Source organism: Aquamicrobium terrae (assembly GCF_052978165.1).
Window position 1 is genome coordinate 1,440,011 of the sequence record NZ_JBRKLZ010000001.1, and the last position, 14,190, is coordinate 1,454,200.

The window sequence follows — 14,190 nt, forward strand, 5'->3', positions numbered from 1 at the left end:
CGTTTTTTCAGGCGAATGTGCCAGAGAAGATAAAGAGGAGTTCGATCAATGCTTTACTGGACGCTTGTATTCCTCGTCGTCGCCATCATAGCCGGCGCGCTCGGTTTCGGCGGCATTGCCGGCGCTTCGGCCGGCATCGCCAAGATCCTGTTCTTCATCTTCCTGGCCTTCCTGGTGATATCGCTGCTGGCCGGTATTTTCAGGCGTGCATGAACGAACGGTTTTCCGAGAACTGGAAACCGCCCCCCTCAACCGGTTTCCAGCCGCCGCCGGGCAGTGCTTTGCAATGAAGCGCTGTCCGGCGGAACGCATTTTTGACGGAATCTCATTAGGCGTGTCGTACGGCCGGTACCCAGAGAGTAGATAAAATGGGTTCAAAAACCGATTCCAGGGCACCACCCCAGGTGAGCGACCCCAAGGCAAGCGACGAGGTCATAGACCCGTCACTACGCGACGAATCCCAGCTCGGCAGGGCTTTGCTCCACGCCTTGCGCAACGCCGGCGTGTCCGTCCTCTATCAGGACAGGGACCTGAGGACCGTGTGGGCCCGCAACATGGCCGCCCCCTGGATGCAAGGCGCCGAGGGCGACACCATCCTGCCGCCGTCACAGACTTCCCGCATCATCTCCGCGCGGGAGGACGCCATCGCCACCGGCAACGCCCACCGCTTCGAGATCAACGCCCCCGGCGACGACGGGCTGCGCTGGTTCGAGATCTGGGTCGATCCCGATCACGACGAGAAAGGCGTCGTCCGCGGCGTCATGACCACCAAGGTCGAGACGACCGAGCGCAAGCGCCGCGAACAGAGCCTGCGCGCCCTGCTGCGCGAGGTCAGCCACCGCTCCAAGAACCTGCTGGCCATCATCCAGAGTATTGCCAGCCAGACCGGCCGGCATTCGGAGACCATTTCCGACTTCCTGACCAGCTTCCAGGGCCGGCTGCAATCGCTGGCCGCCTCGCAGGACCTCGTCACCTCCTCCAACTGGCGCGGTGCCGAGCTGCGCGAGCTGATCCAGGGGCAGTTCGGCCACAACGCGGCCTATAACGAAAGCGAGCTGCACTTCGAAGGCATAAACCCCTATCTCAACCCCAATGCCGCGCTCCATATCGGCCTTGCCATGCATGAGCTGGTGGTGAACTCGCTCTCACACGGGGCCCTGTCGCATCCCGGCGGCAAGATCAACGTGCGCTCGGAAATGGCGGATGGCGGCGATGCGACGGACAGCCCATCCCTGCATCTGTCATGGGTCGAACGGCTTGACCGGGGCAGCGAGCTGCCGCCCAACCGGGATTTCAGGCGCGTCACGCTGGAACGCGTCGTGCCCGCGGCGCTCAACGGCCAGGCATCGCTCGAACTGGTCGACGACCGGCTCGAATATCGGCTGCTCATTCCAAGCGGGAATTTCGAGGCCGACTGAGCGCCGGAGCGGCTTGACGCTCTCCGTTTGGGGCTCTTGTTTCCACGACCTGAGGTCATTGGCGGATCGGTTCCGACTATTGGGCGATACGCCATAGACCCTTGGGCAGGCTCGCAGGACCGGAACCTTGGGTCACCCTGTGCGTTTCCTTGTCCAGAGGACAACGCCATGGAACACATTGCTGCAGTATTGCTGATCATCGGGTGTTCGGGTGACCTTTCGCAATGCGCGGAGTTGCCGGCCCCGACCACCGTATTCGAAACCGTAGAGGAGTGCGCTGCAGAAAAGCAGCCGGCCCTGAACGCGTTCTCGAAGCGTACGGAGCGCGTCTTCGGCACCTGCATCGCGGTCGATCCGGCTCTTGAAGACGAATATGCCGAGATCGTCTGGCACGTGCATCCGAACGGCACGCTGGAAGCGACGGTCGAAAAGGGCGGCATGCAGGTTGCCTCCAACGGTCATCGCCCTTGAAAAGCCCATGTTGCCGGCAAGGGAAATCGCTGGCACAACCTTGACGGTAGTGTGTTAATCGGCATGTGATCGCCACGAGGCGAGGGACATTGAAGCGAGAGGAGTGACTAAATGCGGAAGATCATCGTCGTCGTTGCGGCGTTGGCGGCCCTCAGCGGCTGCACGACCACCGAACAGGATGTGGGCGTCGGCGCGGCGGCCGGTGCGGTCATCGGCGGCATTGCCGGCGGCGGCAGGGGCGCCCTGATCGGTACGGCGGTTGGCGCCGGATCCGGCTTGCTGGTGCGCAACCTGCGCAACGGCTATTGCCAGTATCGCGACCCCGATACGCGCCGCATCTACACCGCCCGCTGCAACTGATCGGGGCAACGAACAGGACAACAAGGAAGGCCGGGCATCCCGGCCTTCTTTTTTGGCCCTGTCACGGTCACCAGGCTTTCCAGCCGGCGGTGCCGGAAAAAGGTGGGCGGCGTTCGGACCCGCCTATTTCAGCGGAATCCTGATCTCGACCTGCAGGCCGCTGGGCAGGAAGCGGCGCTCGATGGAGCCGTTCAGCTCGCGCGTGATGTTCATATCGATGAGCTTGGTGCCGAAGCCCGTGCTTGCCGGCTCGGCAAGTCCCTCCTGCCCGGATTCGCGCCAGTTGAGGACCAGCATCCGTTTCCGGTCGAGCCGCTCCATCCGCCACTCGACCTTCAGCGCATCCACTGAATGCCCGGCCTCGCCATATTTCAGCGCATTGGTGGCCAGCTCGTGGAAGGTGAGGCCCAGCGCCTGCGTCGCCGTCTCGTCCAGCAGGACCTGCGGGCCGGACAGCAGGCCGTCCGGCAGGTCCTTGCCGAACACCTGGCCGAGCTCGATGCGCAGCAGTTCGCTGAGGTCCGCCTTCTGCCAGCGCGAGCGGGTGAGCATGTCCTGCGAGGCGGCCATCGCCTGAAGGCGCGCGGCAAAGGAATCGGAGAATTCCTTGACGTCGGTGGCGCGCGACGCCGTCTGCCGGGCGATGGCGAGGATGCGGGTGATGAGGTTCTTGATCCGGTGCTTCATCTCCTGAAGCATCAGGTCCTTTTCCAGCAGGCTCTTTTCCGCCGTTTCGTGAAGCTGCTCGGCCGCATGATAGGCGCGCTCCTTGTAGCGGGCGACGAGCGCAATGGCCCCGGCCAGCAACAGCCCGAACAGACCGAGCATGACCGGGATGACCCGCGACGATGGCGGCGAGAACGCGCTTGTCGGCTGGAATTGCAGGATCCACTGCCGCCCGGCGACATTCATCCGCCTTGTATCGACGATCCCGCCGAGGGTGGTGGCCGCCGGGGTGGCGGAACTGAACATCAGCCGCTGCGGCTCGACCTCGCCGTCGTAGATTTCGACATGGACCGGCAGCAGGGGTATGCGCCGCAGCGCCAACTGGAACAGTTCGTTGGCGCGGAAGGCGGCATAGAGAAAGCCCTGCGTGACCGGCGTGCTGGTCGCGACCGTTCCCGGCGAGGCATCCTGCTTCAACCGGGCAAAAACGATGAAGCCCGGATAGGGCTCGACGCCGCTGTTGCCGCCCAGCATGACCGGCCCGGTGGCGTGATGCGCGTCGTCCTTCATCGCCGCCTCGATGGCCTCCCGGCGGGCCGGCTCGCTGAACATGTCGAAGCCGATCACCGAATCGCTCGACGGCTTGAGCGGCTCGAACATCAGGATCGGGGTGCGCCATTGCTGGGTCGATTCCGGATAGACCTTGCGGTCGAGCCCCTGTTCCTGGCGGATGGCGCGCTCGGCAAGTTCCTCGTCTCCCTTGCGGACAAGCTGGAGGAAGCCGATGCCACGCAGACCGGGGAAATTCACCCCCACATCGAGCGCCGAGATGAAAGCCTGGAACTCGTTGCGGGAAACGTGGTTGCCATGGGCATCGAAGAACGCCTGGGTGGCCCGCAGCATGGTCAAATGCAGGTCGAGACGAGTGTCGATGCGCGAGATCGCGTCGTCCACCGTCGCCTCGAACTTGATCCGTGTCGCTTCCTGCGTGGCGAAATAGGCGAAGCCCGCCATCACCATGCTGATCAGCGCAACGGCCAGAAACGTCAGAAGCGGGAAAAGTCTCTTCAACTGGCTACGCGATCCTTGCCTGGGACTGCATTTCTAGCAAGTCCGCGCGCCTTGACAAGCTGGCGCGTGCCCGGGCTGGTCACGTTGTTGCATTCATGCCGCTATCTTCAGCGCCCCCGGCCCCGGGATGGCGCCCGGCGGGCATTTCCCGAGGATGATCATGCCCAGCACCTCGTCCTTGGTGACGTCCTGGGTCCTTGCCGTTCCGACTACCTGGCCGTTCTTCATCACGCAGACCCGGTCGGCGAGATCGAACACGTCGTGGATGTCGTGGCTGATGAGGAAGATGCCGATGCCGTCGGCCTTGAGCTGGCGCACAAGCTCGCCGACCTGCGCCGTCTCCTGCGGCCCCAGCGCCGCCGTCGGCTCGTCCATGATGAGGATGCGGGCATTGAACAGGATGGCGCGGGCGATCGCCACCGATTGGCGCTGGCCGCCCGACAGCTTGATCACCGGCTCCTTGAAGCGCTGGAAGCGCGGGTTGAGGCGGCCCATCACCTTGCGCGCCTCGGCTTCCATCGCCACGTCGTCCAGCGTGTTCCACCGCGTCATCAGCTCGCGACCGAGGAACAGGTTGGCGGCGGCGTCGACATTGTCGGCCAGCGCCAGCGTCTGGTAGATCGTCTCGATGCCGTATTTCTTGGCGTCGCGCGGATTGTTGATCACCGCTTCCTCGCCATTGACGAAGATCTCGCCGGCATCGCGCTTGTAGGCGCCCGACAGGATCTTGATCAGCGTCGACTTGCCCGCGCCGTTGTGACCGAGCAGCGCCACCACCTCGCCGGCATAGAGGTCGACGGAGGCGTCGTCGACGGCGCGGATGCCGCCGAAGGCGATGGAGATGTTGCGCATGTCGATGAGCGGCACGGCGCTGCTGTTTGCGGCTTCCGCCATGGTCGTTCCTCCTACACCCGCTTGCGGTAGACGGTGTCGAGCCACACCGCGATGACCAGCACGGCGCCGACGACGATGTTCTGCAACGGCGAATCGATGCCGAGCAGCACCATGCCCGATTGCAGCGACTGCATGAGCAATGCGCCGAGCATGGCCCCGATGATGGTGCCCGAGCCGCCGGCCAGCGACGTGCCGCCGATGACGGCGGCGGCGATCACCAGAAGCTCGTCCAGCGTGCCCAGCGCATTGGTCGCGGCATTTAGGCGGGCCGACGAGATCGCGGCGCTGATCGCCACCAGCACGCCCATGATCATGAACACCTTCATGGTCACCCAGCGCGTGTTGATGCCGGCGAGGTTCGCCGCCTCCGGATTGCCGCCGATGGCGAAGACATAGCGGCCGAAGCGGGTGCGGTTGGTCACTAAGGTCATGACGATGCCGACGGCGACCGCCATCAGCACGGGAATGGCGATGCCATGGGCGATGAACAGGCCGCCTTCCGGCACCTCGATGCCACGCGCCTCGGCGTAGCGGCGCACGATGCCGACCGGCCAGGGATAGGAGTTCGCCACCCACACCGCGCCGAGGATCGCCGCGCAGGCGACGCCGCCGAGCAGCACTTCGGCCCAGACCGGCCGCAGGGGGAAGCGGAAGCGCTTGCGCTGCCTGCGCCCGTTGAGCATCAGGAAGGCGACGCCGAGGCAGCCGGCCACCGCCACCGCCCAGCTCCAGCCGGCCCCGATCGAGCCCATCGGCCCGCCGCCCATGAGCTGGAAGGTGGCGTCGAGCGGCGCCACCGTCTGGCCGCTGGTGACCCACCAGGCGGCGCCGCGCCAGATCAGCAGCCCGCCGAGCGTGACGATGAAGGCAGGGACCTCGAGATAGGCGATGATGAAACCCTGGAACGCGCCGATGAGCAGGCCCGCGAGGATGCCGCAGGCAAGCGCGATCACCCATATCCATGGATCGCCGAGCGGAAATCCCATCACCCGGATGAGGATCTGCGCCTGCAGGACGCCCATGATCATGCCGACGATGCCCTCCATCGAGCCCACCGACAGGTCGATGTTGCGCAGCACGATGACCAGCACCATGCCGGTGGCCATGATCGCCACCGAGGAGGTCTGCACCGACAGGTTCCACAGGTTGCGCGGCGTCAGGAACAGGCCGCCGGAAAGAAAATGCAGCACGATCCAGATGAGCACCAGCGCGCCGAGCATGCCCAGCATGCGGGTGTCGAGTTCCGTCGCCTTGAGGAAGCGGCCGAGCAGGCCGAGATCAGCCTCCCGCGCCCGGTCGGCCGTCGTCGCTGAGGTCGCATCGTTCATGGGTTCCTCCCGCCGGCCAGGACAGGCCGCCAAATGCGCCGCACGGTCATGCTAGAGCATCGGACCGAAAAGTGGAATCCGGTTTTCGGTGATTCCGATGCTCTATCAATAATTTGGATCGTCCTTTGTGCGTCCGGATGGACGCACGGCGATCCAGGGCAATTCCAGCAAAAGTGCATAGCGGTTTTGCAAGCCGGATCGGCAAGGCGCCCGGCTTCTCTCATCGGTTTCGAAGTTCGAGGATTTCATGCCGGGCACGCCACGGCAGATGGCCGCATTCAGGGCGGAAGCGCCGGAATCCCGGCGCTTCCGAAACCGGAACGGCTCAGTCGCAGGCAGCGACACTGCCCGCCGCGACGCCGGTGCAGACCGCATCCTTGGTGATCCAGCCGGCATCGATGACGACGTTGAGATTGTCCTTGGTGATCGCGACCGGCGTCAGGAACACCGACTTGACGGTGTTGCCGCCCGGCGTGGTGAAGTCCTGCACATTGGCGATGTCGGTCATCGCCTTGCCGTCGGCCAGTTCGCTGGCGATCTGCGCCGCGTTCTTGCCAAGCTCGCGCGCGTCCTTCCACACCGACACGGTCTGGGTGCCGAGCGCGATGCGGTTCAGCGCGGCATGGTCGCCGTCCTGGCCCGAAACCGGCACCGAGCCGGCAAGGCCCTGCGCCTGAAGCGCGGCGATGGCGCCACCGGCGGTGCCGTCATTGGAGGCCACCACCGCATCGACATTGTTGTCGTTGGCGGTCAGGAACTGCTCCATGTTCTTCTGGGCGTTGGCCGGCAGCCAGCCGTCCGTATAGGCCTCGCCGACATTCTTGATCTTGCCGGAATCGATGGCCTCCTTCAGCACTTCCATCTGGCCGGAGAACAGGAAATCGGCGTTCGGATCGGCGCCCGAGCCCTTGATGAAGACGTAGTTGCCCTCGGGCTTCAGCTTGAACACCTCGCTGGCCTGCAAGCGGCCGACTTCCTTGTTGTCGAAGGTGAGGTAGAAGACGTCCTTGTTCTCGATCAGGCGGTCATAGCCGACCACCGGGATGCCCTCGTCGAGCGCCTTCTGCACAGCCGGGCCGATGGCCGAGGCGTCCTGCGCCAGGATGATGAGCGCATTGGCGCCTTGGCTGATCAGGCTTTCGACATCGGTGAGCTGCTTGGAGGCCGACGACTGCGCGTCGGCCGAAATATACTTGTCGCCGGCGGCTTCGATGGCGGCCTTCATCGCCGCCTCATCGGTCTTCCAACGCTCTTCCTGGAAGTTCGACCAGGAAACGCCGATGACCTTGTCCTTGGCCTGCGCGGTGGCGACAAGCGTCAGCGACAAGGCGGCCCCTGCCAGAATGGCGGCCGTGAATTTCCTCATGATTTCCTCCCTGCGCCCAGCGGGCGCCACTGATCTGACCCGTTAAGCCGACTGGAGACTTTTTTCGAGCCTCGAAAAAAGTGTGGCGCAAGGACGGGACGGTGTCAACGGATTTCGTCGCCGTCGGGCTATTTATTTCGAAACTCGAATTAAATAATGACAGCACCCGGCGCTTCTGACACACTTGGCTGCCTGCTATGGGCGGCAAGCAGGACGGGAGGAGTTCGAAGGCCATGACCGTTGGAATGCGGCACGACGATCTGCGCCGGCGCAACCGCGCCATGGTGATCGCTGCCGCACGGCGCGGCGGACAGGTCTCGCGCACCGAGATCGCCGCCATCACCGGGCTCAGCCATTCCACCATCTCGGCCATTTCGTCCGACCTGATCGCCGAGGGCATATTGCTGGAAACGCGGCAGGAGCCGCCTGCCCTCAAGCGCGGCCGGCCGCAGGTCGGGCTTGCGCTCCATCCCCTGGCGGCATGCGTCGTCACGCTGATGCTGTCGCTGAACAGCCTGGCGGCCGTCAGCCTCGACTATGCCGGCAACCTTTTGGAGGAGGAGCAGCGCCGCCTCGACACGCGCGCCCTCCCCCGCGACGAACTGATCGCCGAATGCGTGGCCATGCTCCGCCGCCGGCTCGAACACAAGGCGCGCGAGGGCCGGCCGGTGCTGCGCATCGTGCTGGCCATACAGGGCATCACCGACGCGCAGGGCCGTTCCATGCTGTGGTCCCCGATCACGCCGCACACCGACATCCCCTTCACCGACCTGCTCGAAGCCGAGTTCTCCGTGCCGGTGACGGTGGAGAACGACTCCAACATGATGGCCGAGGCGTTGCGCTGGCGCGACCCCCAACGCTATCGCGACGACTTCATCGCCATCCTGCTGTCGCACGGCATCGGCATGGGGCTGGTGCTGAAGGGGGCGATGTTCACCGGCACCCATTCGTCCGGCGTCGAGTTCGGCCATATGGTCCACCGCCCCGACGGGGCGCTCTGCCGCTGCGGCCGGCGCGGCTGCATCGAGGCCTATGCCGGCAGCTACGCCATCTGGCGCAACGCCAGCGGCCACGACGAGAGCGAGGAGCCGCGCGGCGACATAGACGAGGCGGAAATGCGGGCGCTGGCCGACGCCGCCCGCGCGCAGGACGGGCCCGAGCGCCAGGCCTTCCGCATCGCCGGCGAGGCGCTGGGCTTCGGTCTCGGCAGCCTGTTCGCCCTCATCGACCCCGCCCCCGTGGCGCTGGTCGGACTGAACGCGGCCGCCTTCGACCTGATCGAGCCGGCGCTGCGCGAGGCGATCGCCAGGACCGCCGGCGGCCATCATTCGGGCTCGATCAGCTTCAGCATCGAGCCCGACCAGATCGCCCTGCTGCGCGAAGGCTGCGCCATGCGGGCGCTGACCCATGTCGACCACCAGATCTTCGCCTCGGGCAGGTCGGGCACGGAAGGCGCCGACTCGTCTCAGTCTTCCCTGATGGCGTAGCCCGAACCGCGCACGGTGCGGATGACATCCGGCATGCGACCGGTGTTGACGGCCTTGCGCAGCCGCCCGACATGCACGTCCACCGTGCGCTCGTCGATATAGATCGTCTCGCCCCAGACATTGTCGAGCAGTTGCCCGCGCGAGAACACCCGGCCGGGATGCTGCATCATGAATTCCAGCAGGCGGAATTCGGTGGGGCCGAGCTTGATCTCGCTCTTCTTGCGGTAGACGCGGTGCTGCTCGCGGTCGAGCACGATGTCGCCGACCTTGAGCACCGAGGACAGCACCTCGGGCTTGGCCCGGCGCAGCAGCGCCTTCACCCGCGCCACCAGCTCGGGCATGGAGAACGGCTTGACCAGATAGTCGTCGGCCCCGGTCGAGAGGCCGCGCACCCGGTCGCTCTCCTCGCCGCGCGCCGTCAGCATGATGATCGGCAGGCGCTCGGTCTGCTCGCGCATGCGCAGCCGCCGGCACAGTTCGATGCCGGAGATCGCCGGCACCATCCAGTCGAGCACCAGAAGATCGGGCACGTTTTCCTGCAACCGCAACTCGGCCTCGTCGCCGCGCGTGACGATCTCGACCTGATAGCCCTCGGCCTCGAGATTGTAGCGCAGGAGCACGCCCAGCGGCTCCTCATCCTCGACCACCATGATGCGGGGTGCGATCATGCCTCGTCTCCTCGAAACACTCAGGCCGCCGGCACTGGCACGCCGGTCTCGTCCTGCTTCGGCCGATGCGCCGGCAATTGCTCGCCGGTCAGCACATAATAGGCATTTTCGGCGATATTGGTCACATGGTCGCCGATCCGTTCCAGATTCTTGGCGCAGAACAGCAGATGCGTGCAGGCGGTGATGTTGCGCGCATCCTCCATCATATAGGTCAGCAATTCGCGGAACACCGACGTGTATTTGACGTCGATCAGTTCGTCCTCGTCGCGCAGCCGCACCAGTTCCTCAGGGTTGCGCGCGCCATACTGGTCGATCACGCCCTGCACCTGCTCCAGCACCAGTTCGGCCATGTCCTCGATGGAGCGGGCGAGGCCGCGCGGCATCGCCGACTTGCCCACGGCATCGACCCGCTTGGCGATGTTCTTGGCGAGGTCGCCGATCCGCTCCAGATCGCCGGCCATGCGGATGGCGCCGACCACGGCGCGCAGGTCCTGCGCCATCGGCTGGCGCTTGGCGATCAGCGTGATGGCGCGGTCGTCCAGGGTGCGCTGCAAGCTGTCCATGACGGCATCCTCGGAAACGACGCGCTGCGCCAGCGCCGTATCGGGAACGATCAGGCTCTGCGTCGCCTCGTCGACCATCGACCGCGCCAGACTGACCATGTCCCGCACCAGCCTTTCGATCTCCTGCAGATCGTCGTCGAAGGCGGTCACCGTATGGGCACCCATCATCCAATCCTCATCTGTTGGAACGCCAGCGCACTCAGCCGAAACGGCCGGTGATGTAGTCCTGCGTGCGCTTGTCGTCGGGGTTGGTGAACATCTTCTCCGTCGGCCCCTCCTCGACCAGATTGCCGAGATGGAACATGGCCGTGCGCTGCGAGACGCGCGCCGCCTGCTGCATGGAGTGGGTGACGATGACGATGGTGTAGTTCTCGCGCAGCTCGTCGATCAGCTCCTCGACGCGCGCCGTGGCGATCGGGTCGAGCGCCGAGCACGGCTCGTCCATCAGGATCACCTCCGGCGACACGGCGATGGCGCGCGCGATGCACAGGCGCTGCTGCTGGCCGCCCGACAGGCCGGTGCCCGGCTCGTGCAGCCGGTCCTTCACCTCGTTGAACAGGCCGGCCCGCTTGAGGCTCGATTCTACGATGGCGTCCAGTTCGGTCTTGCTGCGGGCAAGGCCGTGGATGCGCGGCCCGTAGGCCACGTTCTCGTAGATCGACTTCGGGAACGGGTTCGGCTTCTGGAACACCATGCCGACGCGCGAGCGCAGCTCGACCACGTCGATGTTGCGATCGTAGATGTCCTCGCCGTCCAGCGTGATCCTGCCGACCACGCGGGCGTTGTCGATGGTGTCGTTCATGCGGTTGAGGCAGCGCAGGAAGGTGGACTTGCCGCAGCCGGACGGGCCGATCAGCGCCGTCACCTGGTTCTGGCGCACCAGAAGGTCCACGTCGAACAGCGCCTGCTTGTCGCCGTAGAAGACGCCGACCTTCTCGCCCCGCATCTTGACGGTTTCCGGGGCGGCGGCCGTCCTGTCGTTCACTGCGGTTTCGATGCTTGCTTCGCTCATGATGTTCACGGGTGTTGTTTCCTTGATCTACCAGCGCCGTTCGAAGCGCCGGCGCAGCAGAATTGCGGCCAGGTTCATCGCGGCAAGGAAAAGCAGAAGGATGATGATGGCGCCGGAGGTGCGTTCCACGAAGGCGCGCTCGGCCTCGTTGGCCCACATGTAGATCTGCACCGGCAGCGCGGTGGCCGGGTCCATCGGCGTCGCCGGATAGTCGGCCACGAAGGCCACCATGCCGATCAGCAGCAGCGGCGCGGTTTCGCCCAGCGCCTGCGCCAGGCCGATGATGGTGCCGGTGAGGATGCCGGGTGCGGCCAGCGGCAGCACGTGGTGGAACACGGTCTGCATCTTGGAGGCGCCGATGCCAAGCGCGCCGGCGCGGATCGATGGCGGCACCGCCTTGAGCGCGGCGCGGGTGGCGATGATGATCGTCGGCAGCGTCATCAGCGTCAGCACCAGTCCGCCGACCAGCGAGGCCGAACGCGGCAGGCCGGCGAAGTTGACGAACACGGCAAGGCCGAGCAGGCCGAACACGATCGACGGCACCGCGGCGAGGTTGTTGATGTTGACCTCGATCAGGTCGGTCCACCGGTTCTTCGGCGCGAACTCCTCCAGGTAGATGGAGGCGGCGACGCCGATCGGCAGCGCCAGAACCAGCACGATCAGCATCATGTAGAGCGAGCCGATCAGCGCCACGCCCATGCCCGCCGTCTCCGGCCGGCTGGAGGCGCCGAAGGTGAACAGGCCGCGGTTGAAGCGCTCGACCATGGCGCCGTCGGCGCTCAGCGTCTTCATCCAGCCGACCTGCTTGTCCTTCACCTTGCGCCGCGATTCGGGAACCGAAAGATCGATCTGGCCCTTGTGGGCGGAATCGACGTCGGCGGCGGCCAGCACCCACACGTCACGCGTGGTGCCGATGATCGAGGGGTCTGCGATGACCATGTTGCGCAGTTGCGTGCGCACGCCTTGCGAGATCATGCCCGACAGCAGGCGCAGATCGGCCCTCGCCTCCGGCGCCTCGACATCGATGCCGAGCCTGGCGGCCAGCGCATTGCGCGCCAGCAGCGGATAGTTGGCGGTGGACAACACGGCCGGATCGCTGGCCCGCTTGCCGTCGGGATCGATCACATCGGCGTCGAAGGTAACGGGCAGGCTGATCGAGGTCTGCCAGAAGGCGGTGTAGCCGCCCCGGATCACCGTGAACAGCAGCGCCGCCAGGAAGAAGATGCCGATGCCGATGGCGACAAGGCCGTAGAGGCGGAACCGGCGCTCGGCGCGGTAGCGGCGCTTGAGGCCGATATCGCGGCGGGGCGGCGCCACCGCATCCGCAACCGCGCCTTGATCGAACGGGATGTCGGTCATTCGTACTGTTCCCGATATTTGCGCACGATGTAGAGCGCCAGCACGTTCATGCCGAGCGTGATGACGAACAGCGTGATGCCGAGCGCGAAGGCGACCAGCGTCTGCGGCGAGGTGAATTCGAGGTCGCCGGTGAGCTGGTTGACAATCTTGACGGTGATGGTCGTCATCGCCTCGCCCGGGTTGATGGTGAGGTTGGCCGCGACGCCGGCCGCCAGCACCACGATCATGGTCTCGCCAATGGCGCGCGAGGCGGTGAGCAGCAGCGCCCCGACGATGCCCGGCAGCGCCGCCGGCAGGATGACGTTGCGCACAGTCTCGGAGCGCGTCGCGCCGAGCCCCAGCGAACCGTCATGCAGGGCGCGCGGCACCGCGCTGATGATGTCGTCGGACAGCGACGACACGAAGGGGATGAGCATGATGCCCATGACGAGGCCGGCGGTAAGCACGCTCTGCGCCATGATGAGGGGCTGGCCGCCGGCAAGGGCTGCCGAGATGTCGCGCAGCAGCGGGCCGACCGTCACCAGCGCGAAGATACCGTAGACGATTGTAGGAATGCCGGCGAGCACCTCGAGCACCGGCTTGACCACCGAGCGCACCTTCCGCGAGGCGTATTCGGACATGTAGATGGCGGCGAACAGGCCGACCGGCACGGCGAACAGCATCGCCACCAGCGCGATGTAGAGCGTGCCGGCCAGCAGCGGGATGAGGCCGAACTGGCCGGTCGCGCCGCCCGAGCCGGCGGCGGCGAAGCGCGGGTCCCACACCGTGCCGAAGAAGAAGTTGGACAGCGGCACCGACTGGAAGAAGGCCAGCGTCTGGAACAGCATCGACAGCACGATGCCGACCGTGGTGAGGATGGCGACGGTGGACGCGCCGATCAGCCCCCACAGCATGACCCGCTCGACATTGTTGCGGGCACGGCGGCGCAGCGTGATGCCGGACAGGCCGAGCCAGGCGCCCGCCAGCGACAGAAGCACCGCAATGATGCCCGAATAGCGCACCGAGGCATCGGTCATGGAATTGTAGGTTTCGGCGGCGGGGACCATGTAGGCCTCGCCATTGGAGGCCATCGCCACGCCCTTGGTGGCAAACAGTGCCTTGAGGTCAGCCTGTCCGGAGCGCACCTGCTCCAGCTCGCCGGTGTTGAGACGGCGTAACCCGGTGCCGATGGTGTAGACGGTGCTTGTGGTGAGCGAGCGGTTCACGTCGGAGGCGGTGCGCACCTGGTCGGGCAGGCTGCGCCACACCGCGCCGTCGATGTAGAGCGGGCTCGCCACCTTCCAGATGGCAAAGAAGATGACGGCGGGAAAGATCGCCAGGATGAGCGCATAGGAACCATGGTAGCCGGGCAGCGAGTGCTGCTTGACGCCGGCCTGAGGCTCCAGCCGCGTCGCCCGCAGCCGTGCCACGAGATAAGCCGCGACGCCTATGGCGAGGATGACGGCAAGGACCCAGGAAACGCTCATGAAGTGTATCCGGTTGGCTCTATTCGCTGCACACCTGAAAGGGAGCGGGGCGCGGCAGGCG

Annotated in this window: 14 protein-coding genes; 5 read left to right on the plus strand and 9 right to left on the minus strand. The window is 65.6% G+C overall.

Annotated features, from left to right (window positions below; all coding sequences use genetic code 11):
* Nucleotides 1-48 precede the first annotated feature (48 nt).
* The 4 genes from ACVCNR_RS07315 (at nt 49) to ACVCNR_RS07330 (ending at nt 2,249) form a co-directional block, all read left to right on the plus strand.
* Entirely contained in the window at nt 49-213 is a 165-nt protein-coding gene (locus tag ACVCNR_RS07315; RefSeq protein WP_082550044.1) for a DUF1328 domain-containing protein, read from the plus strand.
* A gap of 155 nt (nt 214-368) precedes the next feature.
* On the plus strand, nt 369-1,418 hold the full coding sequence (locus ACVCNR_RS07320) for a sensor histidine kinase (protein ID WP_447074209.1): 1,050 nt from the start codon (nt 369-371) through the stop codon (nt 1,416-1,418).
* A 168-nt stretch (nt 1,419-1,586) separates the two neighbouring features.
* Nucleotides 1,587-1,889 (plus strand): hypothetical protein, encoded by a 303-nt coding sequence (locus ACVCNR_RS07325; protein WP_447074210.1) that lies wholly within the window; start codon nt 1,587-1,589, stop codon nt 1,887-1,889.
* Nucleotides 1,890-2,000: 111 nt separating this feature from the next.
* Nucleotides 2,001-2,249, plus strand: a complete 249-nt coding sequence (locus ACVCNR_RS07330; RefSeq protein WP_354197214.1) for a YMGG-like glycine zipper-containing protein — start codon at nt 2,001-2,003, stop codon at nt 2,247-2,249.
* A gap of 123 nt (nt 2,250-2,372) precedes the next feature.
* Here the strand turns inward: ACVCNR_RS07330 and ACVCNR_RS07335 are convergent, their stop codons facing one another.
* The 4 genes from ACVCNR_RS07335 to xylF all read right to left on the minus strand — a co-directional run bounded on the left by ACVCNR_RS07335 (nt 2,373) and on the right by xylF (nt 7,574).
* Nucleotides 2,373-3,986 (minus strand): CHASE domain-containing protein, encoded by a 1,614-nt coding sequence (locus ACVCNR_RS07335; protein ID WP_447074211.1) that lies wholly within the window; start codon nt 3,984-3,986, stop codon nt 2,373-2,375.
* Nucleotides 3,987-4,079: 93 nt separating this feature from the next.
* Entirely contained in the window at nt 4,080-4,880 is an 801-nt protein-coding gene (locus ACVCNR_RS07340) for an ATP-binding cassette domain-containing protein (protein ID WP_447074212.1), read from the minus strand.
* Nucleotides 4,881-4,891: 11 nt separating this feature from the next.
* Nucleotides 4,892-6,208 carry a sugar ABC transporter permease gene (locus ACVCNR_RS07345; protein ID WP_447074213.1) on the minus strand — a complete coding sequence of 439 codons (1,317 nt, stop codon included), beginning with the start codon at nt 6,206-6,208 and terminating at the stop codon, nt 4,892-4,894.
* Between the two features lie 325 nt (nt 6,209-6,533).
* Complete coding sequence (gene xylF, locus ACVCNR_RS07350; protein WP_447074214.1) at nt 6,534-7,574, minus strand: D-xylose ABC transporter substrate-binding protein; 1,041 nt, start codon at nt 7,572-7,574, stop codon at nt 6,534-6,536.
* A 233-nt stretch (nt 7,575-7,807) separates the two neighbouring features.
* Between xylF and ACVCNR_RS07355 the strand changes: the two genes are divergently transcribed.
* A complete protein-coding gene (locus ACVCNR_RS07355; protein ID WP_447074215.1) occupies nt 7,808-9,061 on the plus strand; it encodes an ROK family protein in 1,254 nt (417 codons plus the stop codon).
* Here ACVCNR_RS07355 and phoB read toward each other — a convergent pair.
* Genes phoB through pstC form a run of 5 tightly spaced genes read right to left on the minus strand, consistent with a single transcriptional unit; the run spans nt 9,040 to nt 14,129 of the window.
* On the minus strand, nt 9,040-9,729 hold the full coding sequence (phoB, locus tag ACVCNR_RS07360; protein WP_354197202.1) for a phosphate regulon transcriptional regulator PhoB: 690 nt from the start codon (nt 9,727-9,729) through the stop codon (nt 9,040-9,042). The genes ACVCNR_RS07355 and phoB overlap by 22 nt on opposite strands.
* 20 nt (nt 9,730-9,749) lie before the next feature.
* Complete coding sequence (phoU, locus tag ACVCNR_RS07365; RefSeq protein WP_354197283.1) at nt 9,750-10,457, minus strand: phosphate signaling complex protein PhoU; 708 nt, start codon at nt 10,455-10,457, stop codon at nt 9,750-9,752.
* A 34-nt stretch (nt 10,458-10,491) separates the two neighbouring features.
* Nucleotides 10,492-11,313, minus strand: coding sequence for a phosphate ABC transporter ATP-binding protein PstB (gene pstB, locus ACVCNR_RS07370; protein WP_354197200.1), 822 nt, complete (start codon nt 11,311-11,313; stop codon nt 10,492-10,494).
* Between the two features lie 18 nt (nt 11,314-11,331).
* Nucleotides 11,332-12,663, minus strand: a complete 1,332-nt coding sequence (gene pstA, locus ACVCNR_RS07375) for a phosphate ABC transporter permease PstA (protein ID WP_354197198.1) — start codon at nt 12,661-12,663, stop codon at nt 11,332-11,334.
* Nucleotides 12,660-14,129 carry a phosphate ABC transporter permease subunit PstC gene (gene pstC / locus ACVCNR_RS07380; RefSeq protein ID WP_447074216.1) on the minus strand — a complete coding sequence of 490 codons (1,470 nt, stop codon included), beginning with the start codon at nt 14,127-14,129 and terminating at the stop codon, nt 12,660-12,662. The genes pstA and pstC overlap by 4 nt, the downstream gene beginning before the upstream one ends.
* Nucleotides 14,130-14,190: the final 61 nt, after the last annotated feature.

Excerpts from the sequence above, each read along its gene's own strand:
- ACVCNR_RS07325 (WP_447074210.1), top strand. The coding sequence starts at position 1,587 with ATGGAACACATTGCTGCAGTATTGCTGATCATCGGGTGTTCGGGTGAC.
- phoB (WP_354197202.1), bottom strand. The coding sequence starts at position 9,729 with ATGATCGCACCCCGCATCATGGTGGTCGAGGATGAGGAGCCGCTGGGC.
- ACVCNR_RS07340 (WP_447074212.1), bottom strand. The coding sequence starts at position 4,880 with ATGGCGGAAGCCGCAAACAGCAGCGCCGTGCCGCTCATCGACATGCGC.
- pstC (WP_447074216.1), bottom strand. The coding sequence starts at position 14,129 with ATGAGCGTTTCCTGGGTCCTTGCCGTCATCCTCGCCATAGGCGTCGCG.
- xylF (WP_447074214.1), bottom strand. The coding sequence starts at position 7,574 with ATGAGGAAATTCACGGCCGCCATTCTGGCAGGGGCCGCCTTGTCGCTG.
- ACVCNR_RS07345 (WP_447074213.1), bottom strand. The coding sequence starts at position 6,208 with ATGAACGATGCGACCTCAGCGACGACGGCCGACCGGGCGCGGGAGGCT.
- ACVCNR_RS07330 (WP_354197214.1), top strand. The coding sequence starts at position 2,001 with ATGCGGAAGATCATCGTCGTCGTTGCGGCGTTGGCGGCCCTCAGCGGC.
- ACVCNR_RS07315 (WP_082550044.1), top strand. The coding sequence starts at position 49 with ATGCTTTACTGGACGCTTGTATTCCTCGTCGTCGCCATCATAGCCGGC.
- ACVCNR_RS07320 (WP_447074209.1), top strand. The coding sequence starts at position 369 with ATGGGTTCAAAAACCGATTCCAGGGCACCACCCCAGGTGAGCGACCCC.
- pstA (WP_354197198.1), bottom strand. The coding sequence starts at position 12,663 with ATGACCGACATCCCGTTCGATCAAGGCGCGGTTGCGGATGCGGTGGCG.
- phoU (WP_354197283.1), bottom strand. The coding sequence starts at position 10,457 with ATGGGTGCCCATACGGTGACCGCCTTCGACGACGATCTGCAGGAGATC.
- ACVCNR_RS07355 (WP_447074215.1), top strand. The coding sequence starts at position 7,808 with ATGACCGTTGGAATGCGGCACGACGATCTGCGCCGGCGCAACCGCGCC.